We start from the raw sequence: 26414 nt of genomic DNA on the forward strand, positions 1-26414 counted from the left end.
GCAGGCGTGCGTCGGCCGGCGGGGCTCAGGCGAGCAGTGTGGGCTTCAGGTCGACGAGCCGGCCGAGCAGGCCGTTGACGAAGCCGGGTGACTCGTCGGTGGACAGCGCGCGCGCCAGCTCGAGCGCCTCGTCCACCGCGACGGCGTCGGGCACCTCGTCGTTGAAGAGGATCTCCCACGCACCGAGGCGCAGGATCGCGCGGTCGACGGCGGGCATGCGCTCGAGCGTCCAGCCGTGCGAGTACGTGGCGATCAGCTCGTCGATGCGCTCCTGCCGGCCCAGGACGCCCTCGACGAGCTCGACCGCGTACTGGGGCAGCACCGACTCGGCGCCCGGCTGCGCGATCCGCGCGGCCAGGACGTCGAGCGGCGGGAGGCCCCGCTGGTCCGCCTCGAAGAGGACGTCCAGCGCGCGCTTGCGCGCCTTGCTGCGTGCGCTCACCTGGTCAGTCGTTCACTCGGCCGAGGTACGAGCCGTCACGCGTGTCGACCTTCACCCGCGTGCCGGTCTCGAGGAACAGCGGCACCTGGATCTCGGCGCCCGTCTCGAGCGTCGCGGGCTTGGTGCCGCCCGTCGAGCGGTCGCCCTGCAGGCCCGGCTCCGTGTAGGTGATCTCGAGCACGACCGACGGCGGGAGCTCGACGTAGAGCGGGCTGCCCTCGTGCGTCGCGACCATCGCCTGCTGGTTCTCGAGCAGGTAGTTCGCCGCGTCGCCCACGGTCGCGGCCGGGACGTACAGCTGGTCGTACGTCGAGGAGTCCATGAAGACGAAGTCGGTGCCGTCCTTGTACAGGTACTGCATGTCGCGCTTGTCGACGTTGGCCGTCTCGACCTTGGTGCCCGCGTTGAACGTCTTGTCGACGACCTTGCCCGAGAGCACGTTCTTGAGCTTGGTGCGGACGAACGCGCCACCCTTGCCCGGCTTGACGTGCTGGAACTCGACGACGGCCCACAGCTGGCCGTCCAGGTTGAGCACGGTCCCGTTCTTCAGGTCATTGGTGGTCGCCACGTCGAGTCTTCCTGTCGAGTTCGCAAGGATCGGAGTCCGGCGCCGCCCGGCCACGGCCCGGCGGTCGCTGCCGCGGTGCCGGGTGGCCGCCTGCGGCGAGGACGCCGGACAGTCTAGCGCCGCGGCCCCGCGCGGCCGACCGGGACCCGACGTCGGGTGGCGCGTCAGGCGCCCATGACGGCACGCATCGCGGCGCCCACGGCGACCGCCCAGAGCATCGAGGCGAACGTGCCGATGACGAACCGCTCCGAGGTGCTGGGATTCTCACGGAGCTCGGGGTACCGGCCGAGGCCCTTGATCGCGATGACGAAGGCGATGCCCGCCGGGTACCCCGCGAGGAGCGAGCCGGTGATGGCGAGGCGTTCCAGGATGCCGATCCAGGTGCCGCCTCGCAGGCCCTCCTCGGACGTCACGTCCGGCGCCGCGCCGGCGTCGTCCGTGGCGTCCGGACCGGTCGGGTCGCCTTCGACCGAGGTGTCGCCGGACGGGCCGTGCCCGGCGTCGGTCGAGCGCGAGGCGAGCTGGAGCACAGCCGTGGTCAGCGGCCAGCCGCCGACGGCGCTCAGCGCGAGCCCGACGAGGCCGACGAGCACAAGCAGCCAGGCGTCCATGGTCAACTCCCCCGTGCTGCCGCGCCCGGGCTCAGCGGTCCGCCGAGCCCGTCACCTGCGGCTGCTCCCGTCCGGCATCTTCCCCGAGGTCGCCCGCGAGCGACAGCAGACGCGCCGCCGCGGGTCGCGCGGCCTCCTCCTCGGCCCAGAGAGCGGTCCGCAGCCGCTGGCTCACGGCCTGCTGGGTGATCCCGAGGCGGGCAGCGACGTCCTCCTGGCGCTGCTCGTGCCCGCCACCCGACCTGCAGCCCAGGAGGGCGTCCACGGCGTCCCAGCCGGCGGGGCTGCGCCGGGCGGCCGTCGCTCCCAGCAGGACGAGCACCGCCTCGGCCTCGGCCGCGAGGGCGGCGTCGGCACCGCGCACCGCTAGGGGGACGGGCCGCACCCGGCTCTTGGCGGCCTCGACGGCCTCCCGCGCGTGGATGAATGCCGGGCCCTGCGCGGCACGCACCGAGTCCGGGAGCGGCACGTCGACACGGCCGGCGCCGATGCCGATGCTCCACCCGCCCAGGCGCAGCACCTGGAGCGCGAGGTCCACGACCGCCCGGGGGTCGTCGAGCACCGCCTGGACCTCGTCGCCGACGGTGCGCTCGAACGGGCGGACGACTCCGCGCGTCACGGGCGCGACCTCGCGCAGGAGGTCCTCGACGCGGTCGCCGACCTGGCGACTGCCTTGCTGGTCGATCGTCATGACGAGCACGCGACAAGGCTAGGTCTTTGTTCCTTCGCACACAAGGCGGTGAACCTGTGAACACGGACGGGCGTCCGGCCACATGTGGACCGGCATGGGCCGTCAGGCTCCGACATCCACCTCACGCGCCGCGACCGCTCGCAGGGCGAGGGCGTACGACAGGAGGCCGAATCCCGCGACCGTCCCGGTGGCGACACCCGCGACGACGCTCAGGTGACGGAACTCCTCACGAGCGGCGGGGTTCGACAGGTGCACCTCGACGAGGGTCAGGCCGGCGCGCGTGACCTGCGCGGCCGCGTCGCGCAGGGCGTACGAGTAGTGCGTGAAGGCCGCGGGGTTCAGGACCACGTGCGTCCCGGTGTCGACCGCTCCGTGCAGCCACCCGACGAGCTCGGACTCGTCGTCGGTCTGGCGCACCTCGACCTCCAGGCCGAGCTCACGCCCCCAGGCCTGCACCGCGACCACGAGGTCGGCGTGCGACGCCGTCCCGTAGACGTCCGGCTCACGCACGCCGAGGCGACCGAGGTTGGGTCCGTTGAGGACGAGCACGCGGGTCATGGGCGCAAGGCTAGAGGAGGCGCAGGGGCCCGGGGGCACCGTCCACCGGGCGGGCCGTCAGAGCGCGATCGCCCGGCCCGACGGCGCCTCGCGACTGACCTCCGCGTACGCCGCCGCGAGCAGCGCCGGGTCCGGGCCCTCGAGGCGGGTGGGACGCGCGAGCCCGTCGAGCACCACGAACCGGAGCAGGTCGCCGCGCGTCTTCTTGTCCCGTCGCATCGCCGCGAGGAGCTGGTCCCAGCGGTCACCGCGGTAGGTCACGGGAAGCCCCACGGACGTCAGCACCGACCGGTGCCGAGCCACGACGTCGTCGTCCAGGCGACCGGCCAGCCGCGCGAGCTCGGCGGCGAACACCATGCCCACGGACACCGCCGCACCGTGCCGCCACGAGAACCGCTCGACGTGCTCGATCGCGTGGCCGAAGGTGTGCCCGTAGTTGAGGATCTCGCGCAGGTCGGCCTCGCGGAGGTCCTCGCCGACGACCCGGGCCTTCACGACGACCGCGCGCTCGACGAGCTCCCGCAGGACGGCGCGCCCGCTCGCGTCGAGCTCGGGCCGGGTGAGGCGGCCGGGGTCCTCCTCGACGAGCTCGAGGATCCGGGGGTCCGCGATGAACCCGGCCTTGATGATCTCGGCGAGGCCCGCGGTCCGGTCGTGGACGGGTAGGGAGCCCAGCGCGACGAGGTCGCACAGGACCCCGGCGGGCGGGTGGAACGCCCCGACGAGGTTCTTGCCCTCCGCCGTGTTGATGCCGGTCTTGCCCCCGACGGCGGCGTCGACCATGGCGAGGACGGTCGTCGGGACGTGGACGACCCGCATGCCGCGCAGCCACGTGGCCGCGACGAACCCCGCGAGGTCGGTCGTCGCCCCGCCGCCGAGGCCGACGATCGCGTCGCTGCGCGTGAAGTCGGCCTGCCCGAGCACCTGCCACAGGAACGCGGCGACCTGGACGCTCTTGGACTCCTCCGCCTCGGGCACCTCGGCGAGGAACACCTGGTAGCCCTGCTCCACGAGGTCGTCCCGCACGGCCTCGGCGGACGCGGTCAGCGCGCCGGGGTGGATCACCAGCACGCGCTGGACGCCGCCGCCGAGCATGGTCGGCAGCTCGCCGAGGAGCCGGTCGCCGATGACGACCTCGTAGGGACGTTCGCCGGGCACCGTGATCCGGGTCGGCGCGACTGCCTCAGGCACCTGCTGCTCCCTGCGTCGGGTCGGGCGTCGGGTCGGGCGTCGGGTCGGAAGCCGGGTCGAGGGCTTCGACGATCTGGGCCGCGACCTGGTTGGGCCGCGCGTCGTCCGTGAGGACCCGCACCGTCGCCACGCGCTGGTAGACGGGCCGCCGCGCGTCCATGAGCGCCTGCCACTGCGCGCGCGGGTTGCCGAGCAGGAGGGGGCGCGCGGTGTTGAAGCCGACGCGCGGTGCCGCGTGGGCGAGGGACACGTCGAGGAACACGACGACGCCGCCGTCCGAGCAGTACCGCAGCAGGAGCTGTTCCGTGAGCGGGTCCAGGACCGCTCCCCCGCCGAGCGCGAGGACGCCCGGGTGCTCGGCGAGCGCCGTCGCCACGGCCACGCGCTCGAGCGTGCGGAAGTGGGCCTCGCCGTCCTCCACGAAGATGTCCGAGATGCTGCGGCCCGCGAGGCTCTCGACGTCCGTGTCGGTGTCGCGCACGGGGAGGTCGAGGCGGTGGCCGAGGATCCGCGCGACCGTGGACTTGCCGGCACCGGGCGGCCCGATCAGCACGACGCGCGGACGGGTCCCGGAAGGCTGGTCGATCACGTGCCGAACGCTACCCCGTGGCCGACGGGCCGGTGGACGCGTCCGCACGGTGGCCCGTCAGGCGGCCGGCGGCCTGACGGACGCGGCGTCCGTGGCGCCGATCCAGGCGACGACCTCGTGCGCCGGCATGGGCCGCGCGATGTGGAAGCCCTGGACGTGGTCGACGCCGAGCCTGCGCAGGGCCGTGAGCTGGTGGCCGTGCTCGACACCCTCCGCGGTCACGGCGAGGCCGCGGGACGCCGCGAGCTCGACCATGAGCTCGACGAGCGCGGCGCACCCCGGCTCGTCACGCAGGCCGTCGACGAGCCACCGGTCGATCTTGATGCCGTCCACCGCGAGACCGGTGAGGTGGCGCACGCTGGTCAGCGCGCTGCCGACGTCGTCGAGCGTGACGAGGACGCCCGTCGCACGGAGCTCCTCGAGCGCCGGACGCGCGGCGACGACCTCCTCGTAGGAGCACAACTCGGGTATCTCGAGGCGCAGGCTCGTCGCCGGCAGGTGGGCGCGCTCGACCACGCCGCGCACGCGGCGCGCGAGGTCGGGCGCCCGCAGGGCCGCGGGGCTGAGGTTGACGTCGAGGTGTTCGGGGGCAGCGGGGCCGAGCACCCGACGCCACGCGACGACGGCCTGGGCGGCCTGACCGAGGACCCACAGGTCGAGCTCGAGGCCGAGGTCGTCCTGGGCGGCGAGCGCGAGGGGCCCGCCCGGCCCCTGGAGCTCGCCGTCGGGCGTCCGGTGGCGCAGGAGCGCCTCGACGCTGCGGATGGCACCGCCCGTCGTGTCGACGATGGGCTGGAAGTGCACCTCGAGCCTGCCCTCGAGCGGGAGGGCGCACGGCAGGCCGTCGGCCCCCATGCCGAGCACGAACCCACCGGATGCCCGGGGCCCGCGCGCGTGGGCGCCCCGGCTCGCGACGTCGAGCACCGAGACGCGCACCGCGTCGCCTCCCGCGCGCTTCGCCGCGTACATCGTCAGGTCCGCGTGCTGGAGGAGGTCGTCCCGGTCGAAGACCGACGTGGTCAGCGCGATTCCGATGCTCGCACGCGTGTCGGCGGGGCCGACGGTCGTGCGCGGGCCCGGCACGGCGCCCTCGGCCGGGGCGCCGCCATGGCCCGCGAGGTCCGTGATGGTGGCGCGCAGCCGCTCCCCCAGCGCGTGCGCGTCGGCGACCAGGGCGCGCACGCTCTCCTCGCGCCCCCGGGTGGCGTCGGGGGCGGCGACGAGCCGCGCGACCGCGAACTCGTCGCCACCGAGCCGGCCGAGGAGCTCGTCGGGGCCCAGCCCGGCGGCGAGGCGGTGCGCCACGCCGCGCAGGAGCGCGTCGCCCACCGTGTGCCCGCGGGTGTCGTTGACCTCCTTGAGACGGTCGAGGTCGATGTACGCGAGGAGCAGCGCGTGCCCCGCCTCGCGCGCGAAGTCGCACATCTGCCCCAGCCCCGCGTGGAACGACGCGCGGCTGGACAGGCCCGTCAGGGCGTCGCGGGAGGCGTGCCGCGCGAACCTGTCGGCGAGCGCCTCCATGACCGCCGTCGGGCGGAGGACGCCGACGGGTGTCATCGCGGCGTCGACGACGACGAGGTCGTGGTAGGTCTCCTTGCGCGCGCCGGTCGTGAGCATCGCCGCGGCCTCCGTGAGCGGGGCGGTGTCGGCGATCAGCCGGGGCGACCAGTCGGTGACCTCCGCGACGGGTCGCTTCTCCCACAGCGCGCGCCCGTAGCCGTACTGCCCGGTCATGGTGCTCATGAACGCGTCACGCGACACGATCCCGAGGCGCGGGCCGCCCGCGCCACCGCGGACGAGGACCGACGTGGTGCTCCACCGCGACCGCAGCTCGCGGTCCACGGTGCCGCACGAGACGGACGCCTCGACCACGACGGGCGGGTCGGCGAGGTCGCGCAGCGCGATGCGGCCGTCGGCCTCGAGGTCGATCCAGCGGGCTGAGGTCGTAGCGGTCACATGATCAGGGATCGGCGCCCGAAGGCCCGGCCGTGAGCGGTCGACGTGACCGTTCACGCAGTGTTCGCCTCCCGGTCAGCGACCTCGGTGCGGGGCGAGGCGACGTGGGGCGAGGCGAGGTCAGCGCTGCAGGTCGGGGATCGCGTCGACGTACGCCCGGTGGTTCCTGGCGACCTCGGCGACGCTGTCACCGCCGAACTTCTCGAGCACCGCGTCGGCGAGCACGAGCGCGACCATGGCCTCGGCAACCACGGCTGCCGGCGGCACGGCACACACGTCGGACCGCTGGTGGATCGCGCGGGCCGCGTCGCCCGTCGCGACATCCGTCGTGTCGAGCGCCCTCGGGACGGTCGAGATCGGCTTCATCGCCGCGCGGACGCGCAGCACCTCGCCGTTGGACATGCCGCCCTCGACGCCGCCCGCGCGGTTCGTGCGCCGGCGGATGAGGCCCGTCTGCGGGTCGCGCTCGATCTCGTCGTGCGCCTGCGAGCCGCGACGCGCCGCAGTACGGAACCCGTCGCCGATCTCGGCGCCCTTGATCGCCTGGATCCCCAGCAGCGCGGCCGCGAGGCGCGCGTCGAGCCGCCGGTCCCAGTGGGTGTAGCTGCCGAGCCCCGTGGGGACGTCGTAGGCGAGCACCTCGACGACCCCGCCGAGCGTGTCGCCCGCCTTCTGGCACTCGTCGATCTCCGCGACCATCGCCTCCGACGTCTGGACGTGGAAGCAGCGCACCGGATCGGCGTCGAGCGCCGCGACGTCGTCGGGGGTGGGCAGCACCGCGTCGTCGGGCGAGCCGACCGGGCCGATCTGCACCACGTGCGACACGAGCCGCACGCCGACGGACTGCTCGAGGAAGCGCGCGGCGACGGCCCCGAGGGCGACGCGCATCGCCGTCTCACGCGCCGAGGCGCGCTCGAGCACGGGCCGGGCGTCGTCGAACCCGTACTTGCGCATGCCCACGAGGTCGGCGTGGCCCGGCCGGGGCCGGGTCAACGGACGGTTGCGCGCGATCTCCCGCTCGTCCCCCGTGCCCGCGTCCAGGACCAGGCTCTCGGGCGGCACCGGGTCGGCCGCCATCACGTCGACCCACTTGGGCCACTCCGTGTTGGCGACCTCGATCGCGAGCGGGCCGCCCTGGCTCACCCCGTGGCGCAGCCCCGCGAGGACCCGCACCTCGTCCTGCTCGAAGCTCATGCGGGCGCCCCGGCCGTAGCCGAGCCGTCGCCGGGCCAGGGCGTCCGAGACGTCGGCGGTCGTCACCTCGACCCCGGCGGGCAGCCCTTCGAGGATGCCCACGAGGGCCTGACCGTGCGACTCACCCGAGGTCAACCAGCGCAGCATGGCCCCGATCCTTCCACGGGCCCGGACGCACGTCGGCCCACGTCCGGGCTGCGGACGTGGGCCGACGTGCGACGGGTCGGGCTCGGTGTCAGCCGACCGGCGCGAACGGGTTGCGATCGCTCGAGGGGAGCGGCGTCTCGGTCGGCTCGGTCGGCTCGTCCGTGGGTGCGACGACTGCCGTCGGGTCCTCGGGCAGCACGTAGATGAACCCGTCGATCGTCAGGTCGAGGTCGCCCCGCGCACTCGCCGGCTTCCCACCCGACGCCTCGGCGTCGTCGAGCGTCGTCGCGTTGATCGCGGAGACGAGGTACAGGCGCTGGTTCCCCGTCTGGACCGTCTCGAGGAAGGCCGTCGTGTTCGCATACGTACCCATGACCTGGATCGAGACGGGCACCGACACGAGCCGGCTCGTCGGAGCGGCGGGGGCCGTCGCGGTGCCGTCCGTGGCGCCGGCGTCATCGGCCGCGTCGGCGTCCTCAGCGGGAGCGTCCGCGACGCTCTCCGGCTCCACGGCCACGACGGCCGTGACAGGCACGAGCGCCGTGGGCGTGCCCGGCGTGACGCCGACGATCGTGACGCCGGTCGTCTCTGCGGCGGCCTGGAGCTGGCGGATGTACCCGGTCAGGTCGGCCACGGCAGGGATCTGGCCCTGGATCGCGGCGAGCTCGGCCTTGTAGGTGTCGAGCTCCTCGAACTGCGTGCGCAGCGTCTCGAGCTGGACCCGCAGCATGTCCTGGCGCGCGAGGGCGTCGTCCACGGCGACCCGCGTCTCCCCCGCCTCCTTGAGCTTGGGGGCTGCCGCGAGGAACCACGTGCCGACGAGGATCACGACGGCGAGCAGCGCCGTGCCCACCGCCCAGGTGCGTGTCTTGGATGCCATCTCAGCTCTCCTCCTCGGCGACGAAGCGCTCGGCGTACGCGTCCGCCGTGAGCAGGATCGTGCCGCTCACCTGGTAGTAGATGGTCCCGTCGTCGTCCGCGAGCTGCGCGGAGCTGAACCAGGGGTTCGTGAAGCCGCGGACGCCGGCCAGCTGCTCGACCCACTGCGACGTGTCGGGCAGCGTCAGGGACCGCGCGTCGAACGTGATCATCCCGACGGTGGCCAGGGGCGCGAGCGGGTCGGTCGTGGGCGCGATCGGCGCCGCTGACGCGGGCGTCACGGTGGTCACGCTGATGCCGTCGACGCTCACCCCCGCCGGCGCGGTCGCGGCGATCGCCGAGAAGTACTGGCGCCACACGGTCTCGGTGGACATGCCGAGCGTACGGGCGTCGGTCGCCTCCTTGAGCTGGTTGAGCACGCGGGGCACCTCGGCGAACTCGGCCTGCTGGGCGGTCAGGTTGGCGTTCTGCTCCTCGACCTCGGCGAGCTCGTTCTGCGCCTGGGTCGCGGAGAACGCAGCGAAGACGAACATGAGGCCTGCGAGCAGGATCGTCACGAGGATCGCGACGCCGAGCCACCCGCGGACGCGCCCGAACTGCCGGGTGGAGCGCACCTCGGGCGGCAGCAGGTTGACCTGGGGGGCGGGCGGCGCGCCGGGGACGGACGCACGCCGGACCGGGGCGAGGGTGGGGGCGCTCATGCGGCAACTCCGTACGCGAGACCCATGGGGATGGCCATGAGCGAACCCGAGGCGGGCAGCTGACCGGTCGCCGTGCCGGCGACCTTGACGTGGACGAGCGGGTCACCGAAGGCGACGGGCAGCCGGCTCGCGGTGGACAGGTACTGGCCGAGGCCGGGCAGGTGCCCCCCACCGCCCGTCAGGAGCACGACGTCGATGCCCGCGCCGGGGTTGTTGCCCTGGTAGTACACGAACGTGTTGCGCACCGCCTCGACGAGGCCACGCGTGACCTCGGAGATCGCGTTCGCCCCCGCGCTCAGCTCCGCGGGCACCGCGAAGCCGATCCCGATCTCGCGCTTGAGCTTCTCCGCCTCGAGCGCCGCGATGGACAGGTGACCGGCCACCGCGTCCGTGACGTCCTGGCCACCCGACGGCAGCGTCCGTGCGAAGCGCGGGACACCACGCGCGGCGACGATGACGTTGGTCACGCGCGCGCCGACGTCGACGATCGCCACGACCTGCTCGGCGAGCTCGCCGCGCGCGAGCGACCGCAGGAGGGCGAAGGCGTTCAGGTCGACCATCTGGGGCCGCAGGCCCGCGCTCTCGACGGCCATGACGTTCGACCGGACGGTCTGGCGCGTCGCGGCCACGAGGACGCCGTGCAGCGTGCGACCGGTGCCCGTCTCGGACTCGCCCGTCGGGTAGTAGTCGAGCAGGGCGTCCTCGACCGGCATCGGGAGGAGCTCCTGGACCTGGAACGGCAGGGCCGCGCGGAGCTGTGCCATGGGCATCCAGGGCAGGTCGAGGTCACGGACGACGACGCGCGGGTTCCCGACGCCGATGATCACGTCACGCGTGCTGAACCGGCCCACCTTCCACAGCTCGCGCAGCACGCTGGCGACGGTCTCGGGCTCGGCGACCTCGGCGTCCTGGACGGCGCCCGGGGGCAGCGGCAGCTCGGCGTACCGGACCAGCGTCGCGGCGCCCTTGCCGGGCCCCCCGGAGAACATGAGCTCCACGGCGCGAACGGCGGTCGAGCCGATGTCGAGCCCGATCACATGCGACTTGGCCATGGCCGTCCTTCACCTGTCGATAAGTGCTTGCTCGATGACTATCGGGCGATGCACGGGCTGTCTTGAGGGTTACCGCCGCGCGATGTGCTGCCCGGCGGCGGGTGCGTCACAGCATCAGGCCCAGGTACGCGGACCAGAGGGCCTCACCCCAGCCGATGCCGATCGCTGCGCCCAGGATCATCCACGGACCGAAGGGGATCCCCGACTTGCGCCCGGCCCGCCTGAGCAGGACCAGGGTGACGGCGAACAGGCCACCGACGAGGAACGCGGCGAACGCGCCCACGACGAGCGAGCCCCAGCCGAGCCACGCAAGAGCGCCACCCACGACGCCCGCGAGCTTGACGTCGCCGCGGCCCATCCCGGCGGGGTAGACCACCCAGAGCAAGCCGTAGAAGGCGAACAGGGCGGCGGCGCCGATCGCGGCGCGCAGGAGCGAGCCCCAGTCCCCCGAGCCCCAGGACGCGGCGGCGAGCAGCACCGCGACGACGGGGTACGCGGGCAGGACGATGGCGTCGGGCAGCCGGTGCACGTCGAGGTCGATCAGCGCGAGCGCGACAGCGATCGCCCCGAGGTACAGGTACGCCGGGACGGCCCACGGCTGGTCCGTCCAGAAGCGGAGCATCACGAGCGCGAACACGGCGCCCGTCGACGCCTCGACCAGGGGGTACCGCCGCGAGATCGGCGCGCCGCAGTCACGGCACCTGCCCCGCAGCACGAGCCACGAGAGGACGGGCACGTTGTCCCGCGCCCTGATGCGCGCCCCGCACTGCGGGCAGGCGCTCGGCGGCGAGACCACGGACTCTCGGCGAGGTACACGCCACACGACGACGTTGAGGAACGATCCGACCAGCAGCCCGAGGAACGCGGCAGCCAGGGTCACGAGCACGATCGGGTCCATGCCGGTCACCGCGCTCAGGGGAGCTCCTGGTAGCCGTCGAGCGACGCGGAGATCGTCATCGGCGGGGCGTTCCACTTCTGGCCGAGGCCGCTGTTGCACGTCTGGGTCGTCATCTTCGACCAGGCGTTGTCGTACTTGTCGCCGATCCCGATGCACCGGCCCCAGGAGTCCGTGAACGTGTAGGACGTGTCGTAGCTACCGGTGTTCGCGCGCCGGACCCACTTCTGGCTCGCGAGGTTCGGGTTGCAGCTGCTGGTGAGGGTCACGTAGCCGTTCTCGGTGCCGGGCGAGACGAGGCAGTACTTCTTGCCCGGGTCGTTGTACTGCATGATGTAGATCGGCTGCGCGGCCGTCGATCCGACGTTGCTCGGGGGCTCGTTGTAGTACCACTTGTGGTTCCAGAGCAGGTTCGGCTGGCCTGGGATCGGGTCCTGCTTGCAGGGGTACACGATCATGAACGACGAGCCGACCTGCTCACCGGTGACGTCGAAGCACCGCCCGAACTCCAGGTAGTTGACGATCTGGTGGGTCTCGTAACCCGCCGCCCCGGCGCCGACGCGCGGGTCCGGGTTGAAGGAACCCCACTCGTTGTTCGACGGAGACTGGTTCCAGATGTGCAGGTACTTGCCGTTGGGGTCGCTCTTCTGGCCCGAGGACAGCCAGTAGTCCGAGTAGCCGCCGATGATCGAGTCCTTCTGCCCCCGCCACTTGGCACCGCCCTCCCAGCTGAAGAGCTGGTTCCAGCGCGCCGCGTCGTTCCCCGCCTTGCACACCTGGAGGGTCGCCTTCACGGCGGTCGAGCCGTTCGGCGTGGCCGTGATGCACAGGGGGGTCAGGCCCATGCCGACGAGCGTCGTGCTCGCGAGCTTGATGCGGTAGTCCTTGTCGTAGATCCAGAGCTGGTGCACGTCGTTGGTCCCGCAGTCCACCGCCGGGACGTACTTGACGAACGCACCCACGGTCGCGGACTCGGCCTCGAGGCAGTAGCGGTCAGGTGTCTTGCTCGGCTCGAAGCTGTAGATGAGGCCGCCGGGGATGTTGTTGTTCGTCACCTGGAACTCGTAGATCACCGAGACGGTGCGGTCGCCGGCGTCCGCGTCCATGCCGGCGACGCCGTCGCCGAGCCCGGTCGAGGTCACGAGCGCGTAGCCCGGGTCCTTGTTCGGCCCGGTCCCCGGCGTGCACGGGATCGCGTTCGTGGCGACCCAGCTGGCGCTCTTGCCCGTGGGGTCGGTCACGAAGTACTGGACCGTCGCCGAGTAGGTGAGGGTCGCACCCGCGCCGTCGACCGGGCCCTGGGCGGTGCAGGGCAGCTTGCCGCGGTCGCCGTAGACGGTGTTCGTGGCGTCCGGCGGCGCGGCGGCCGTGCGGATCTGGCCCACCACGGCGTTGACGCCGGCCTCGGCCGCGAAGACCGTCTGGCTGCTCGCACGGACGTACGTCGTCGGCAGGGCCTGGGACATGAGGATGCCGAGCAGAAGGATGCTCAGCATCGCGGTGATCATGATCGCGAGCAGGGTCGTGACCATCGCCACGCCCTCGTCTCCGCTCCGGGCGGTGCGTGACAGGGGACGCCGGCGCAGGCTGGCGAGCAGGGATCTCATGGACGGTCCAGGTGGCTCGAGCAGATCGGGTGGTCGCTGACCCCGTCAGCCGGGGTGGTGTCGGCGTTGCTCTGCGAGGAGTACGAGCTGTTGCGCGCGACGAACGCGGTGGAGACGTCGGCGCCCACGACCTGGGTCGAGCCGGCCACGCCACGGCCGACGTCGACGCTCACCCGGAGCTGCTGGTGGGTCAGCCCGGCGCTGCCCGCCGGGTCGAACGCGAACGGGACGTCCGGGGGCGAGGCCGTCAGGTCGTTGCGCACGTCGTCGGCGATGACACGCCAGGGCGTCCGCGTCCCGGTCGGAACGTCACGCCAGGTCCGGTACGCGAGCGTCCGGGCGGTGGGGTCGAAGCGCCACTGCGTGCAGAGCGGGTCCTGGCCGTCGGGCAGCGAGGTCGCGACGAACTCGACGTAGTGCGACCCGCTCGGGCCGACGCCGGGCCGGTTCACGGCCGACGCGTAGCGGATCTGCTTGTCCATGGTCTGGAAGGCCATGCGCACGGCGTCACCCGCGTCGGTGACGTCCTGGGCCCGCACCGTGCTGCGCGTCATGGTGATGAGGCCACCCATGAACACCACGATGACGATCGTGAAGATGCCCATCGCGGCGAGGAGCTCGACGAGGGTGAGGCCTGCGTCCTTGTCCGCCGGACGGTCGGCGGGGTGCCGGGCCATCACCGGTACACCTGCCACGTGAACGTCACCGGCGGTGAGGCGAGCATCTGGTTGGGCGCGACGCCCTGGATCGTGTACGTCGCGGAGCACGACTTGGGCGAGCTGTTCCACGCCACGTCAGGTGCGTTGTAGTAGGTCGTGCCCGAGCTCGTGCTGAACGAGCCGCAGTTGGCACTCGGCGTCCCCAGGACGATCTCGGTGGCACTCGCGCCGCCGACGACCGGGAAGTCGTTGGCGCCGAGGCGCGCGACCGGGTCGAACACGGGCTTGGTGTTCCGCTTGAAGGAGCCCACGTCCTCCGGCGTACCCGACGGGAGCACCTGGATCGTCACGCTCCGGGGGGCACTCACCGAGCCGTCCGTGCGGGCGAGGGCGTACTGGAACGTGTAGGTGCCGACCTTGTTCGCGGGGTCGTACCGGACCACGGTGCCCGGAGCGCTCGTGCCCGAGCTGTACGTCGCGCCGTCGACCTGAAGGGTCCCGTCGGCAGGCTTGGGCCCGGCGACGATCACGCGCATGGTCGCGAGGTCGGTGTTCCCCGCGGTGAGCATGGGCGTGAGGTCGGTCCACTGGGGCAGCGTCGCGCTGTGCGTGATGGCGATCGTGCGGTCCTGGATGGCGATGTTGTCGATCTTCACCGTGACCGTCGCGGGCGGGCTCACCTGGCCTGAGGGGTCCGTGTACGTGTAGGTGAACGAGTCGGTGCCGCTCGTCACGCCCGCGTTGGGCTTGTAGCTCACGGCGGTACCGGAGATCGTGAGGGACCCACGGCCGGGCGCCGCGGTCACGGCCACGGTCGCCTTGGTGCCCAGGTCGTTCGCGAGGATGTCGATGGGGTTGGACTGGCCCGCCATGACGCGGACGGAGTCGTTGCTCGACTGGGGCGGGATCGTGAGCGTCACCGTGCCCGGGTCGGACTGCGCGCCCCGGGCGTCCTTGATGCGGTACGTGAACGTGAAGATGCCCGACGCGTTGGGCGGCACGGTGTACTTGAGCACGCCGGCTCCGGTCGGCGCCGTGAGCGTCCCCTGCGCCGGGGTGCTCAGGACCTGGACCGGGTTCGAGCCCACCGGGCCCATGAGGTCGTTCGCGAGGACCTTGATCTCCCGCTGCGGCTCGTTGATCACGAAGTTCTCGAAGTCGTTGACCGCCACCGGCTCGACGACCTGGTTCCACTTGAGGTCACCCGAGCGGTCCACGAGGCCGCTGAGCTGGTAGCTGCACAGCCCTCCGGTGCACTCTCCCGCGGTCGGCTCCCACGTCACGAGCGTCGTGATCCGCAGCATGCGCACCATGGCGGCGGGCGTGGCCGCGTCCCCGGGGTCGCTCGCGTACCCGGGGAGCTTCTGGCAGGTCTGGTCCGTCGCCACCGTGTTGCGGGCCCGGAAGCAGCTCCCGACGAGCGTCGTCACGTTGTACGTCTGGCCCGAGTGCTCGGTCTCGTACTTGACCGGGAGCGCTGCGGCGCTGGAGCTCGTGGCGGTCGGGTCCCACAGTGCGTAGCTCTGCGCGAGGCCCTCCGCGCCGAGACCGGACGCGGTGCTCCACGCCGAGACGACGTCAGCCTGCGCGCGTCCCACGACGATCGAGGGGGTCGTCGTACCGATCTTGTCCTTGGGGTCGAGCCCGTAGGCGCGCTCCATCGCCTCGTTCGCGACGGCCACCGCGTTCTGCGACCGCTGGAGGTGGCTCGTGGTGCGCGTGCCCTCGAGGAAGAAGTAGAGCGACGCGGTGGCGACGATGCCGAGCAGGACGAGGGACACCACGACCTCGATGAGCGTGAAGCCGCTCTCGTCGTCCTGGAGCGGGCGCATCACACGCGGCAGTCTGGGCATCGCCGTCCTCGTCCGAAGCTGTTCGTGCGGAACCGTCGATGGGCCGGGACCGTGCGGTCCCGGCCCATCAAGCGGTCAGATCAGGCGCCGCAGGCGACGTTGAGGCCGCCACCGGTGCTGTTGTACGTGATCGCCGTGCCGTCGTTCTTCGCGTTGCCGCTGGCGTTGTAGCCCTTGAGGCAGTAGCCACCGTCCGCCTGGACCTTGTACGTCACGACGTTGTCAGAGCTGACCTTGACGTCGATCGCCGTGGGCGACGCGACGTCCGGCGTCACGACGACCGCGGCACCGGCTGCGGTCTGCGCGACGGTCTTCGGCTGCTTCTGCGTGTCCACGACCACCGTCTCGATCGTCGTGGCCACCGTGCGGAGGTCCGACTTGACCGAGGAGTCGACAGCGGACTTGCGCTGGTTCAGGAAGACCGGGATGGCGATCGCGGCAAGGATGCCGATGATGATCATGACAACGAGGAGCTCGATCAGGGTGAAGCCCTGGTCCTTCTCGTCGATGGACTTGCGGATGCGCGAGATCATTGCGCTCCCTCTCGTGTGCAGAGTGAATTCGCCGGGTTCCCGGCGCCTGAGTGATACGTGCAGTTCATCGGAGCCTCGCGCGCAGACCTTGAGGCGTGAGCCCGGACACATGCGCGTTTTCACCCGGTCGGCCCAGACGGTGGCGCCAGCCCCACTACTCGATGAGCTCGAAGATGTTGAAGATGGGCATGTACAGCGCGATGATCATGGTCCCGACGATGCCGCCGAGGACCGCGATCATGAGGGGCTCGATGAGCGACGTGAGCTGCTCGGTCGTCGCCTCGACCTCCTGGTCGTAGAAGTCCGCGATCTTCGCGAGCATCTCGTCGAGCGCGCCCGTGTCCTCGCCCACGGCCATCATCTGCACGACCATCGGCGGGAAGACCGGGTGCTTGGACAGCGGCCCCGTGAGGGACTCACCGCTGCGCACCGAGTCTCCGATGTCCTTGGTCGCGCGCTCGATGACCACGTTGCCGCTCGTCGCACCCACGATGCTCAGGGCCTGCAGGATCGGGACGCCGGCGTGGATCATGGTGCCGAAATTGCGGGTAAATCGGGCAACTGCGATCTTTTGGAACAACTTGCCGAAAATCGGCACCTTGAGCTTGAGCGGGTCCACCTTGTCCCGCACCGACTGCTTGTGCTTGTTCTTCGCCCACCAGAACGAGAAGATGACGGCTGCGACCAGGAGAACGGGCCCGCCGATCTTCATCCAGTCAGACAGCGTGACCAGGATCTGCGTGGGCAGCGGCAGCTCGCCGCCGAGGTTCGCGAACATGTTCGCGAAGATGGGGACGATGAACAGGAGCATGCCGACCACGGCGAGGATCGCGATCGCGAACACGACGATGGGGTAGGTCATCGCGGACTTGACCTTGCCGCGCAGCTTGACCTCGGACTCGAAGTTCTCGGCGACCGAGACGAGCACCTGGTCGAGGAAGCCGCCGACCTCGCCCGCCTTGATCATGTTGAGCATGAGGGGCGGGAACACCTCGGGGTGCTTGCCGAGGGCCACAGAGAGGGCGGAGCCCGTCTCGACGTCGCTCCGCACACCGCCAACGATCTTGGCGAGGGCCTTGTTCTCGGTCTGGTCCGCCAGGATCGACAGAGCGCGCAGGATCGACAGGCCCGAGTTGATCATCGTGGCCAGCTGGCGCGCGAGGATCGCTAGGTCCTTGAGGCTGATCCGGTCCGAGAGGCCGGGGATCTTGATCTCGGCCTGCAGGCCGGTGGTCGACACCTCGGTGATCGAGACCGGTGCCATGCCCATGCTGCGCAGGCGACCGACCACGGCGTTCTGGTTCGACGCCTCGATGCGGCCCTTGACGAGCTTGCCGCCCGAGTCCCTGACGGCGTACTCGAAGACCTTGGTCGCGGTGGCCATCAGATCGCCATCCCGTAGTTCGGCGACATCGGGTCGGCCTGCATCGCGGCTGTCATGCCCTGCGTGACGCTCGAGGTGCGCCCGACGAGGCGGTTGAAGTCCTCGACGTGATGGCACTTCTCGAGGCCGGCCTCGTAGGAGATGCGGTTGCTGCGCACAAGGTCGGCGATGTGCTGATCCATGGTGTGCATGCCCTGCTTGGCGCCCGCCTGCATCGCCGAGTAGATCTGGTGCGTCTTGCCCTCACGGATGAGGTTCCGGACCGCCGGTGTCGCCAGCAGCACCTCGGTCGCGACCGCACGGCCGCCACCGACGCGCTTGCACAGCGTCTGGCAGACGACGCCCTGGAGCGCGCTGGCGAGCTGTGTGCGCACCTGGTCCTGCTGGTGGGCGGGGAACACGTCGATGACGCGGTCGATCGTCTGCGCCGCGTCCTGCGTGTGCAGGGTCGCGAAGACCAGGTGGCCGGTCTCCGCGGCGGTCAGCGCCACGGAGATCGTCTCCAGGTCGCGCATCTCGCCGACGAGGATGATGTCCGGGTCCTGGCGCAGCACGTGCTTGAGCGCGTTCGCGAACGAGTGCGTGTCGGCACCGACCTCACGCTGGTTGATCAGCGACTTCTTGTGCCGGTGGAGGAACTCGATCGGGTCCTCGACGGTCATGATGTGGTCGCTGCGCGTGCGGTTGGCGAGATCGATCAGGGCCGCGAGCGTCGTCGACTTGCCCGAGCCCGTCGGGCCCGTCACGAGAACCAGACCACGCGGCAGGCCCGCGAAGTTCCCGACCACGGCAGGCACGCCGAGGTCCTCGAGCGGCTTGATCTCGTACGGGATGGTGCGGAACGCCGCGCCGAGCGAGTCACGCTGGCGGTAGACGTTGACACGGAACCGGGAGACTCCCCGTACGGCGTAGGCGAAGTCGAGCTCGAGCGCCTGCTCGAACGTCTCGCGCTGACGCTGGCTGAGGATCGCGTAGAGCGTGCGCTGGAGCGAGTCCGGGTAGAGCGTCGGGAAGCCCTCGAGCGGCTTCAGACCGCCGTCCTGGCGGATCATCGGCGGTGCGCCGGACGTCAGGTGCAGGTCGGAGGCACCCAGCTCGATCATCGCGCGGAGCGCGTTGTCGAGGTCGATGTCGCCCTGCTCGATCGCCTGCGCGAGGCCGACGCGGGACGTGCCTGCAGCGCTCCGACGAGTCGTGCGCTGCTCCGGCGGGGCACCCGCGGGCGCGGCAGGTCCGGCGGGCGGTCCCGCCTGTCCGCGCGGCGGGCCGGCGGGCGGTGCGGGCGGGTACGCAGCCGGGGCCGCCGTCGCCGACGGCACGGGCAGGGACGGCGCCAGCGGGCGCGCGACAGGGGGCACGGCGGGCGCCGCGCCAGGCTGGCCGGCGGCCCCGAAGGGGCTCGGACCGCCGAGCGGTACCGCCTGCGCGTACGGGGCGGCCTGCGACGGCTGGACCGGGGCGTGCGACGGGTACGCGGGACCGGAGCGGGACGTGTCGGTGTACCCGGCCGGCGGAACCGGGGTCTCCCCCGTTGCCGGGCGGTACCGGCCGTCGACCACGCGGGCGTCTGGCGCGGCTGCAGCGAGCGGTGGCGGCGCCAAGGGGTGCACCGGCTCGCTGCCGTTCGCAGGGTGGTACTCGTTCACGACGGGCCTCTCGATCGAACAGCGCAGGTTGTGCTGGGCTACCCGTGGTTCTATCGACCGGGCAGCCGTCGGGCTTGAGCGGATCCGTGCCGCTCGCAGGTCACGCGACGACGCGAAGGATCTCCTCGATGGAGGTGTCCCCCAGCAGGACCTTCGTCCAGCCGTCGTCGCGGAGCGTGATCATCCCCTGCTCGCGGGCCGTCCGGCCGATGTCGGCGGACGACGAGTGCGCGACGGCGTGCCGCTCGATGTCCTCCGTCACGCGCATGACCTCATGGATGGCCATCCGGCCCTTGTAGCCGGTACCGGAGCAGGACGAGCACCCCGCGGGGCGGTACAGCGTCGGGATCTCCTCCCCCGGGCTCCACGGGAAACGGGCGGCGATGAGCTCGACCTCGCTCGGGCCGTACGCCTCCTTGCACTTGGGGCACAGGCGCCGCGCGAGGCGCTGCGCGACCACGCAGTCGAGCGCCGAGCCGACGAGGAACGGCTCGATGCCCATCTCGACGAGCCGCGTGACGGCGCTCGGCGCGTCGTTCGTGTGGAGGGTGGACAGCACGAGGTGACCGGTCAGTGCCGCCTCGATGGCGATCTGCGCCGTCTCGTGGTCACGGATCTCACCGAGCAGGACGACGTCAGGGTCCGAGCGCAGGATCGACCTGAGCGCGCCGGCGAACGTGAGCCCTGCCTTGGGGTTCACCTGCACCTGGTTGATGCCCGGCAGGCGGTACTCGACCGGGTCCTCGACGGTGATCACGTTGATCTCGGGACGCGACACCGCGTTGAGGGTCGCGTACAGGGTGGTCGACTTGCCCGAGCCGGTCGGCCCCGTGACCAGGATCATCCCGTACGGCTTCGTGTAGGACTCCTGGTACGTCTGGTAGTTGTCCTCCAGGAAGGACAGGTCGCGCAGGTCCAGGCTGGCCGTCGAGTTGTCCAGGATTCGCATGACGACCTTCTCGCCCCACACGGTCGGCAGGGTCGCGACGCGGAGGTCGATCTTGCGGCCGCTGTGCGTGATCGACATGCGCCCGTCCTGCGGCTTGCGACGCTCGGCGATGTCGATGTCGCTCATGATCTTGAGACGCGAGATGACGCCGCCCTGGATCTGCTTCGGCGCACGCTGCATCTCGTGGAGCACGCCGTCGATGCGGTACCGCACGCGCAGGTCGTGCTCGGCGGGCTCGATGTGGATGTCGGACGCGCGGTCCTGGATCGCCTGCGTCACCAGGAGGTTGACGAACCGGACGATCGGCGCGTCGTCGACGACGTCGCCGACCTTCGACAGGTCGGTGTCGAGATCCGGGGTGTCGTCCTCGAACGCGGACGTGAGGTCCTCAAGCTCGTCGTCGGCGCGGCAGTACCTGTCGATGGCGGCGAGGATGTCGTCGTGCGTCGCGACGACGGCGCGCACGTGGACTCCCGACATGGCGCGCGCGTCGTCGACGGCGACCACGTTGCCCGGGTCCGCCATGGCTACGACGAGCGCACCCTCGCTGATCGCGATCGGCAGGACGGTGTGCCGCCGGCAGAGCGCACCGGGGACGAGCGCGACGGCGTTCCGGTCAACCGGGTAGTCGGAGAGCTCGATGAACTCCATGCCGACCTGGTTCGCGAGCGCGCGCACGAGCTGCGCCTCGGTGAGCATCCCGATCTCGACGAGAACCCGACCGAGCGAGTCGCCCCGCACCGCCTGCTCGTCGAGGGCAGCCATCAGCTGCCCCTCCGTGACCAGACCTTCGTCGAGGAGGATGTCTCCGAGCTGCTTCAACGGGGGTCCTTCCAGCACACGCGGTCCAGGGGGCAGGACCGTCGGCGGCGCATGCCAACGACGGTCCACCCTCCCTATCGGCAGCACCCCGGGCGGCCTGAAGGCCCTGCGCCCGCCGAGTCAGCCGAGCGCCGCCCCGAGCGCGCTCTCCATCGCCGCGAGCGGCGCGGGGCGGCCGGTCATGAGGCGCACCTGCTCCGTGGCCTGGTGCAGGAGCATGCGCTCCCCCGGCACGAGTACGCCGCCGAGTGCGGTCCACGCGGCGCCGAGCGCAGTCGGGCGCGGGTCGTACGCGCAGTCGAGGAGCGTCGCCGTGACCGGCTCGGACACGGGCGCCTGGCCGAGGGCGGCCGCGATCTCGTCCGCGGCGTGCGGCGGGAGCGTCGAGACGACGACGTCGGCGCGGCGGATCGCGTCCGTCATGCGCTGGGCCGGCGACATGGTGAGGAACCGGGGCTCGACGCCCATGCGGTGCGCGGCACGCATCGTCGCGCCCGCGCGGGCCATCGAGCGCACGAACACGTCGGGCGTCGCGCACCCGAGCTGGGCGAGTGCCGCGAGGGTGGACGCCGCCGTGGCGCCGGCGCCCAGGACCACGGCGTGGCGTGCGCGGGAGGTCGCCAACCCCTCCCTCAGCGCGGCGACGATCCCGTGGACGTCGGTGTTGACGCCGACCAGCGTCGGCCGCCGGCCGCCACCCTGGACGAGGAGCGTGTTGACCGCCCCGACCACCTCGGCGAGCGGCTCGACGTGGTCGAGCAGCGGGAGCACGGCCTGCTTGAGCGGCATCGTCAGGCTCAGGCCCGCCCACCCCTCGTCGAGCCCGGCCACGAACGCCTCGAGGTCGTCCTGCGTCACGTCGATCGCGTCGTACCGCCACTCCCCCAGGCCGAGCGCCGTGTAGGCGGCCCGGTGCAGGGCAGGCGACAGGGAGTGGGCGACCGGGTGACCCAGGACCGCCGCTCGGCGTCCGCTCACCCGTCCGCGGACTCCTGCTGGGCCTCCCACTCACGCAGCAGCGCCTTGTTCTGCTCGTGCTCGGCGTTGGTCTCCGCGAAACGTGTCTCGCCCGTGTCGAGGTTGACGGTGACCCAGAAGAGCCAGGGCCCGTCCGCCGGGTGCAGCACCGCCTCCATCGAGACGAGGCTCGGGGACGCGATCGGCGTGGGCGGGAGCCCGGTGCGCGTGTACGTGTTGTACGGCGTGTCCGTCTGGAGGTCGTCCCGGGTCAGCTCCGTGCCCGACTTCCCGGCGCCGTAGGCCACCGAGGCGTCGATCTGCAGGATCATGTCCTGCGCGAGGCGGTTCTCGATGGCCCGCGCGACCTTCGCCCGGTCCTCCGGGCTCTTGGCTTCACGCTCGATGAGCGAGGCCTTCGTCAGGAGCGTCTGCCGAGACCCCTCGGGCACCCCGAGCGCCTCGAGCTGCTTGACCGTCTCGGACACCATCGCGGAGATCATCTGCGTGGGCGTCGTCCCGGGCTCGAAGCTGTACGTCGCGGCGTACAGCCAGCCCTCGTAGCTGCCGCCGGCCTCCGCGGGGAGCCCCGTCGCTGCCGTGTCCGCCATGGCGGCCTGGAGATCGGCGACCGGGACGGTCGTGACGGACGACACCTTCTCGAGGATCTGGTCGACACGGAGGCCCTCGGGGATGGTCACCTTCGTCTGGACGCGGTTCTCGGAGTCGAGGAGGGCCAGCACGACGTCGGACGCCTTCATCTCGAGCAGGAGGCCGTACGTGCCGGGCTGGATGCTCCCCGCGTCGGGGTTGCCCGAGAACGCGTCGGTGAATGCGCCGACGCTCTTCACGACGCCGGCCTCGACGAGGACCTCGCCCATCGCGGTGCCGGTCGCGCCCTCGGGGATGGACACGTCGACAGAGCCGTGGCCGGGGCCCGGGTAGTCGGTCGTCTCCTGACGGTCCGCCTGGAACCCGCTCACGACGGGCAGGACGTACTGCACGACGGCGTAGCCGATGCCGCCGAGAACGGCGAGCGAGATCACGAGCGCGGTCAGGTTGCGGCGCCGGCGACGGCGGCGACGCCTGTCGCGCTCGGCCCGTTCGGCCCGGCGGGCGGAACGTGGGCTCGGGCCGGACGTCGGCTCGTCGGGGCGGACGATCTCGTCGAGGAACACGTCGTTCACGATGCCTCCCGTCCTCTCTCGCGGACGTTGACGTCCATCAGGTCGTTCCTTCCCTCACGTGCGGTCCTCGTCAGTCCCGTTCGCTGGTCTCGCGTCCCGCGTCCCCCGCCCCCTGGGACGACGCCGCGACCTCGACCAGCTCACCTGCGCGTACCCCCGCGGCACGTTCCGCATCCATCGCGGACTGCAGGATCACCACGGCGGCCGCCTGGTCGACGACCGTCCGGTGACGACGCCCGGACCGTCCGGACGCGTACAGCGCCTGATGAGCCGTCACCGTGCTCATCCGTTCATCCACGAGGCGCACCGGCACTGGTGCGACGGCGCGCGCCAGCCCAACAGAGTACGTGCGAACGAGGCCGGATGCCGAACCCTCGGCCCCCGAAAGGTGCCGAGGCAGGCCCATGTACACGACCTCCGCGCCGCGTTCGCGCACGATCTCCACGAGTCGTTCGACGTCAGCGGCGTGCTCGTGGTCGCGCGGCACCGTCTCGACCGGGGTGGCGATGATCCCGTCGGGGTCGCTCACGGCCACGCCGACCCGGACGCTCCCGAGGTCGACGCCGAGGCGGGGGCCGCGCACCACGGGCGCGGGGCCCTGCGCCGTCACGGGCACGTCAGCGGCTCCCGCCGGCGACCGCCTCGCGCACGGCCGTGAGCGCGGCGGCAAGCTGCGACGCGTCGGTCCCGCCGCCCTGCGCGACGTCGTCCTTGCCACCGCCCCCACCACCGAGGACTGCCGCAGCCGTCTTGGCGAGGGCACCGGCACGCAGGCCACGCTCGCGCGCCGCGGCGTTCGTGGCGACGAGGACGAGCGGCCGCTCCTTGGCGACACCGGCCATCGCGACGACGGCGGGCTCTTCGCCGAGCCGCCCACGCACGTCGAGGACGAGCGTGCGCAGGTCGTCGGCCGAGGCCACCTCACCGGCGTCGTGCACCACGAGCCGGGTCCCGTCGACCGCGACAGCACCTGCAGCGAGCGAGCCGGCGGCCGCGAGCAGCCGTCTCTGACGCAGCGACGCGAGCTCCTTCTCGGCCTCGCGCAGTCGCGTGACGAGGCCCGCGACACGCTCGGGCAGGTCCTCCGGCCGCGTCTTGAGGGTCTCGGTCAGCGCCGAGACGAGCGCACGCTCGCGCGCGAGGTGGTGGAACGCCTCGATGCCGACGAGCGCCTCGACCCGCCGCGCACCCGAGCCGACCGAGGACTCGCTGGTCAGCGCGATGAGCCCGATCTGGCTCGAGTGGTCCACGTGCGTGCCGCCGCAGAGCTCACGCGACCACGGGCCGCCGATCTCGACGACCCGGACCTGCTCGTCGTAGGTCTCGCCGAAGAGCGCGATCGCGCCCCACGCCTTGGCCTCGGGCAGGGACATGTACTGCCAGCTGACGCCGAGGTCCTTGCGGATCGCCCGGTTCGCGACGTCCTCGACCTCGGAGCGGGCGGCCGGCGAGAGCGCCTGGTTCCACGAGAAGTCGAGCCGCAGGTAGCCGGGCTTGTTGTACGAGCCGGACTGGAGCGCGTCGGGCCCGAGCACCTCGCGCAGCGCCGCGTGCACCACGTGCGTCCCGGAGTGCGCCTGCCGCGCGCCGAGCCGCCACTCGGGGTCGACCTGGGCGAGGACCTCGACGCCCTGACGCACCTCGCCCTCGACGACGCGCACCGTGTGCACGACGAGGCCCTTCATGGGCCGCTGGACGTCGACGACCTCGAGCACGGCGCCGTCGGCGGTGATCGTGCCCGCGTCGGAGTCCTGGCCACCGGACTCGGCGTAGAAGGGCGTGCGGTCGAGCACGACGTCGACGAGCTCGCCCTGCGTCGCCGCCGGGACCAGCGCGCCGTCGCGGACGAGGCCGCGCACCGTCGACGGCGTGGCGAGCTCCGTGTACCCAGTGAACTCGGTGACACCCGGCGCCCGCAGCTCGCGGAAGACGGTCGACGACGCGTGGCCGCCCTTCTTGGACTTGGCGTCCGCGCGCGCCCGCTCACGCTGCGCGGTCATGAGGTCGCGGAAGCCCTGCTCGTCGACCCGAAGGCCCTGCTCGGACGCCATCTCGAGCGTCAGGTCGATCGGGAAGCCGTACGTGTCGTGCAGGGTGAACGCCTGCGCGCCGGGCAGCGTCGTGCCGCCCGAGGACCGCACCTGCTGCACGGCGGTGTCGAGGATCGTCGTGCCCGCCACCAGCGTGCGACGGAACGCCTCCTCCTCCGCGTAGGCGATCCGGGAGATGCGGTCGAACTGCTGCGCGATCTCGGGGTACGACGACGTCATCGCGTCGCGCGAGACCGGGAGCAGGTGCGGGAGCGACGGCTCGTCGACCCCGAGGAGCTTCATGGCCCGCACCGACCGGCGCAGGAGCCGACGCAGCACGTACCCGCGGCCCTCGTTCGACGGGCTGACGCCGTCACCGATGAGCATGAGCGAGGACCGGACGTGGTCGGCGACGACGCGCAGGCGCACGTCGTCCTCGTGGTCGGCGCCGTAGCGACGGCCGGACATCTCCTCGGCCGCGGAGATGACGGGGAACACCTCGTCGATCTCGTACATGTTGGCCTTGCCCTGGAGCAGGTACGCGATGCGCTCGAGCCCCGCCCCCGTGTCGATCGCCTTGTGTTCGAGCTCGCCGAGGAGCGGGTAGCTCTTGCCCGAGCCCTCGCCGCGCACGTACTGGTCGAAGACCAGGTTCCAGAACTCGAGGTAGCGGTCGCCACCCGGGTCGACCGAGCCGCCCTCCGCCTCGGGGCCGAACTCGGGGCCGCGGTCGTAGTGGAGCTCCGCGCACGGACCCGCCGGGCCGGGCTGACCCGTGTCCCAGAAGTTCTCCTCACGGGGCAGCCGCACGATGTGCTTCGGGTCCATCCCGATGATCCGCGTCAGGACGTCGTACGCCTCGGCGTCCTCGTCCCAGACGGTGACCCAGATCCGGTCGCCGTCGAGGCCGTACCCGCCCTGGGCCTGGTCCGACGTGGAGAGGTCCCACGCGTAGCGGATCGCCCCCTCCTTGAAGTAGTCCCCGAAGGAGAAGTTGCCGTTCATCTGGAAGAACGTGCCGTGGCGCGTGGTCCGCCCGACGTTCTCGATGTCGTTGGTGCGGATGCACTTCTGCACGCTCGCGGCGCGGGGCCACGGCGCCTGCTGGGTGCCCAGGATGTACGGGATGAACGGGACCATGCCCGCGATCGTGAAGAGGATCGACGGGTCCGGCGAGATGAGCGACGCGCTCGGGACGATGGCGTGGTCGCGCTGCTCGAAGAAGTCGAGCCAACGGCGTCGGATCTCGGCGGTCCGCATGGTGTCCTCACGGTGCTGGGTCACGGCCGGGGGAACCGGCGGGGAGGGATTCG

Annotated in this window: 24 protein-coding genes; all 24 read right to left on the reverse strand. The window is 71.8% G+C overall.

The genetic code is table 11. The features are described 5' to 3' along the window. Positions 1 to 25: 25 nt before the first annotated feature. Positions 26 to 442, reverse strand: coding sequence for a transcription antitermination factor NusB (gene nusB / locus FZ988_RS14905; protein WP_149204831.1), 417 nt, complete (start codon positions 440 to 442; stop codon positions 26 to 28). Between the two features lie 4 nt (positions 443 to 446). After that, positions 447 to 1010 carry an elongation factor P gene (efp, locus tag FZ988_RS14910; protein WP_149204832.1) on the reverse strand — a complete coding sequence of 188 codons (564 nt, stop codon included), beginning with the start codon at positions 1008 to 1010 and terminating at the stop codon, positions 447 to 449. Positions 1011 to 1174: 164 nt separating this feature from the next. Continuing rightward, on the reverse strand, positions 1175 to 1621 hold the full coding sequence (locus FZ988_RS14915) for a hypothetical protein (protein WP_149204833.1): 447 nt from the start codon (positions 1619 to 1621) through the stop codon (positions 1175 to 1177). A 31-nt stretch (positions 1622 to 1652) separates the two neighbouring features. Further along, positions 1653 to 2312, reverse strand: a complete 660-nt coding sequence (locus tag FZ988_RS14920; RefSeq protein WP_342781344.1) for a hypothetical protein — start codon at positions 2310 to 2312, stop codon at positions 1653 to 1655. A 102-nt stretch (positions 2313 to 2414) separates the two neighbouring features. Beyond that, positions 2415 to 2870, reverse strand: coding sequence for a type II 3-dehydroquinate dehydratase (locus FZ988_RS14925; RefSeq protein WP_149204835.1), 456 nt, complete (start codon positions 2868 to 2870; stop codon positions 2415 to 2417). A gap of 57 nt (positions 2871 to 2927) precedes the next feature. Continuing rightward, complete coding sequence (aroB, locus tag FZ988_RS14930) at positions 2928 to 4061, reverse strand: 3-dehydroquinate synthase (RefSeq protein WP_246169542.1); 1134 nt, start codon at positions 4059 to 4061, stop codon at positions 2928 to 2930. Next, positions 4054 to 4650 carry a shikimate kinase gene (locus tag FZ988_RS14935; RefSeq protein ID WP_149204836.1) on the reverse strand — a complete coding sequence of 199 codons (597 nt, stop codon included), beginning with the start codon at positions 4648 to 4650 and terminating at the stop codon, positions 4054 to 4056. Before FZ988_RS14935 ends, aroB begins: the two co-directional genes overlap by 8 nt. Positions 4651 to 4707: 57 nt before the next feature. Then, complete coding sequence (locus FZ988_RS14940; protein WP_149204837.1) at positions 4708 to 6606, reverse strand: putative bifunctional diguanylate cyclase/phosphodiesterase; 1899 nt, start codon at positions 6604 to 6606, stop codon at positions 4708 to 4710. 120 nt (positions 6607 to 6726) lie between these two features. Continuing rightward, entirely contained in the window at positions 6727 to 7947 is a 1221-nt protein-coding gene (gene aroC, locus FZ988_RS14945) for a chorismate synthase (protein WP_149204838.1), read from the reverse strand. A gap of 88 nt (positions 7948 to 8035) precedes the next feature. Further along, positions 8036 to 8827: a hypothetical protein gene (locus tag FZ988_RS14950; protein ID WP_149204839.1), complete on the reverse strand. Its 792-nt coding sequence runs from the start codon at positions 8825 to 8827 to the stop codon at positions 8036 to 8038. Between the two features lies 1 nt (position 8828). After that, on the reverse strand, positions 8829 to 9527 hold the full coding sequence (locus tag FZ988_RS14955) for a PilN domain-containing protein (RefSeq protein WP_149204840.1): 699 nt from the start codon (positions 9525 to 9527) through the stop codon (positions 8829 to 8831). Further along, a complete protein-coding gene (gene pilM / locus FZ988_RS14960; RefSeq protein ID WP_149204841.1) occupies positions 9524 to 10579 on the reverse strand; it encodes a type IV pilus assembly protein PilM in 1056 nt (351 codons plus the stop codon). The genes FZ988_RS14955 and pilM overlap by 4 nt, the downstream gene beginning before the upstream one ends. A gap of 106 nt (positions 10580 to 10685) precedes the next feature. Further along, positions 10686 to 11477, reverse strand: a complete 792-nt coding sequence (locus tag FZ988_RS14965; protein ID WP_149204842.1) for a prepilin peptidase — start codon at positions 11475 to 11477, stop codon at positions 10686 to 10688. Positions 11478 to 11491: 14 nt separating this feature from the next. Further along, the gene (locus tag FZ988_RS14970; protein ID WP_149204843.1) at positions 11492 to 13081 is read right to left on the reverse strand and encodes an RICIN domain-containing protein; all 1590 of its coding nucleotides are present in this window, start codon (positions 13079 to 13081) and stop codon (positions 11492 to 11494) included. After that, on the reverse strand, positions 13078 to 13758 hold the full coding sequence (locus tag FZ988_RS14975; RefSeq protein ID WP_149204844.1) for a PulJ/GspJ family protein: 681 nt from the start codon (positions 13756 to 13758) through the stop codon (positions 13078 to 13080). The genes FZ988_RS14970 and FZ988_RS14975 overlap by 4 nt, the downstream gene beginning before the upstream one ends. Further along, positions 13758 to 15593, reverse strand: coding sequence for an Ig-like domain-containing protein (locus tag FZ988_RS14980; RefSeq protein ID WP_149204845.1), 1836 nt, complete (start codon positions 15591 to 15593; stop codon positions 13758 to 13760). Before FZ988_RS14980 ends, FZ988_RS14975 begins: the two co-directional genes overlap by 1 nt. A gap of 80 nt (positions 15594 to 15673) precedes the next feature. Continuing rightward, a complete protein-coding gene (locus FZ988_RS19035) occupies positions 15674 to 16126 on the reverse strand; it encodes a type II secretion system protein (RefSeq protein WP_246169543.1) in 453 nt (150 codons plus the stop codon). A 154-nt stretch (positions 16127 to 16280) separates the two neighbouring features. Then, positions 16281 to 17510, reverse strand: coding sequence for a type II secretion system F family protein (locus tag FZ988_RS14990; protein WP_149204846.1), 1230 nt, complete (start codon positions 17508 to 17510; stop codon positions 16281 to 16283). Next, on the reverse strand, positions 17510 to 19156 hold the full coding sequence (locus tag FZ988_RS14995; RefSeq protein WP_246169544.1) for a type IV pilus twitching motility protein PilT: 1647 nt from the start codon (positions 19154 to 19156) through the stop codon (positions 17510 to 17512). The genes FZ988_RS14990 and FZ988_RS14995 overlap by 1 nt, the downstream gene beginning before the upstream one ends. A 100-nt stretch (positions 19157 to 19256) precedes the next feature. Beyond that, a complete protein-coding gene (locus FZ988_RS15000; RefSeq protein WP_149204847.1) occupies positions 19257 to 20927 on the reverse strand; it encodes a GspE/PulE family protein in 1671 nt (556 codons plus the stop codon). Between the two features lie 120 nt (positions 20928 to 21047). Further along, positions 21048 to 21905, reverse strand: a complete 858-nt coding sequence (locus FZ988_RS15005; RefSeq protein ID WP_149204848.1) for a shikimate dehydrogenase — start codon at positions 21903 to 21905, stop codon at positions 21048 to 21050. Then, a complete protein-coding gene (gene mltG / locus FZ988_RS15010; RefSeq protein ID WP_246169545.1) occupies positions 21902 to 23071 on the reverse strand; it encodes an endolytic transglycosylase MltG in 1170 nt (389 codons plus the stop codon). The genes FZ988_RS15005 and mltG overlap by 4 nt, the downstream gene beginning before the upstream one ends. Positions 23072 to 23141: 70 nt before the next feature. Further along, the gene (gene ruvX, locus FZ988_RS15015; protein WP_149204913.1) at positions 23142 to 23681 is read right to left on the reverse strand and encodes a Holliday junction resolvase RuvX; all 540 of its coding nucleotides are present in this window, start codon (positions 23679 to 23681) and stop codon (positions 23142 to 23144) included. 7 nt (positions 23682 to 23688) lie between these two features. Then, positions 23689 to 26361: an alanine--tRNA ligase gene (gene alaS / locus FZ988_RS15020; RefSeq protein WP_149204914.1), complete on the reverse strand. Its 2673-nt coding sequence runs from the start codon at positions 26359 to 26361 to the stop codon at positions 23689 to 23691. Positions 26362 to 26414: the final 53 nt, after the last annotated feature.

Source organism: Actinotalea subterranea (assembly GCF_008364845.1).
Lineage (GTDB): Bacteria > Actinomycetota > Actinomycetes > Actinomycetales > Cellulomonadaceae > Actinotalea > Actinotalea subterranea.

Coding starts and splice junctions, on each gene's coding strand:
- FZ988_RS14915 (WP_149204833.1), bottom strand. CDS start 1,621: ATGGACGCCTGGCTGCTTGTGCTCGTCGGCCTCGTCGGGCTCGCGCTG.
- FZ988_RS14920 (WP_342781344.1), bottom strand. CDS start 2,312: ATGACGATCGACCAGCAAGGCAGTCGCCAGGTCGGCGACCGCGTCGAG.
- FZ988_RS14925 (WP_149204835.1), bottom strand. CDS start 2,870: ATGACCCGCGTGCTCGTCCTCAACGGACCCAACCTCGGTCGCCTCGGC.
- aroC (WP_149204838.1), bottom strand. CDS start 7,947: ATGCTGCGCTGGTTGACCTCGGGTGAGTCGCACGGTCAGGCCCTCGTG.
- FZ988_RS14950 (WP_149204839.1), bottom strand. CDS start 8,827: ATGGCATCCAAGACACGCACCTGGGCGGTGGGCACGGCGCTGCTCGCC.
- FZ988_RS14955 (WP_149204840.1), bottom strand. CDS start 9,527: ATGAGCGCCCCCACCCTCGCCCCGGTCCGGCGTGCGTCCGTCCCCGGC.
- pilM (WP_149204841.1), bottom strand. CDS start 10,579: ATGGCCAAGTCGCATGTGATCGGGCTCGACATCGGCTCGACCGCCGTT.
- FZ988_RS14965 (WP_149204842.1), bottom strand. CDS start 11,477: ATGGACCCGATCGTGCTCGTGACCCTGGCTGCCGCGTTCCTCGGGCTG.
- FZ988_RS14970 (WP_149204843.1), bottom strand. CDS start 13,081: ATGAGATCCCTGCTCGCCAGCCTGCGCCGGCGTCCCCTGTCACGCACC.
- FZ988_RS14975 (WP_149204844.1), bottom strand. CDS start 13,758: ATGGCCCGGCACCCCGCCGACCGTCCGGCGGACAAGGACGCAGGCCTC.
- FZ988_RS14980 (WP_149204845.1), bottom strand. CDS start 15,593: ATGCCCAGACTGCCGCGTGTGATGCGCCCGCTCCAGGACGACGAGAGC.
- FZ988_RS19035 (WP_246169543.1), bottom strand. CDS start 16,126: ATGATCTCGCGCATCCGCAAGTCCATCGACGAGAAGGACCAGGGCTTC.
- FZ988_RS14990 (WP_149204846.1), bottom strand. CDS start 17,510: ATGGCCACCGCGACCAAGGTCTTCGAGTACGCCGTCAGGGACTCGGGC.
- alaS (WP_149204914.1), bottom strand. CDS start 26,361: ATGCGGACCGCCGAGATCCGACGCCGTTGGCTCGACTTCTTCGAGCAG.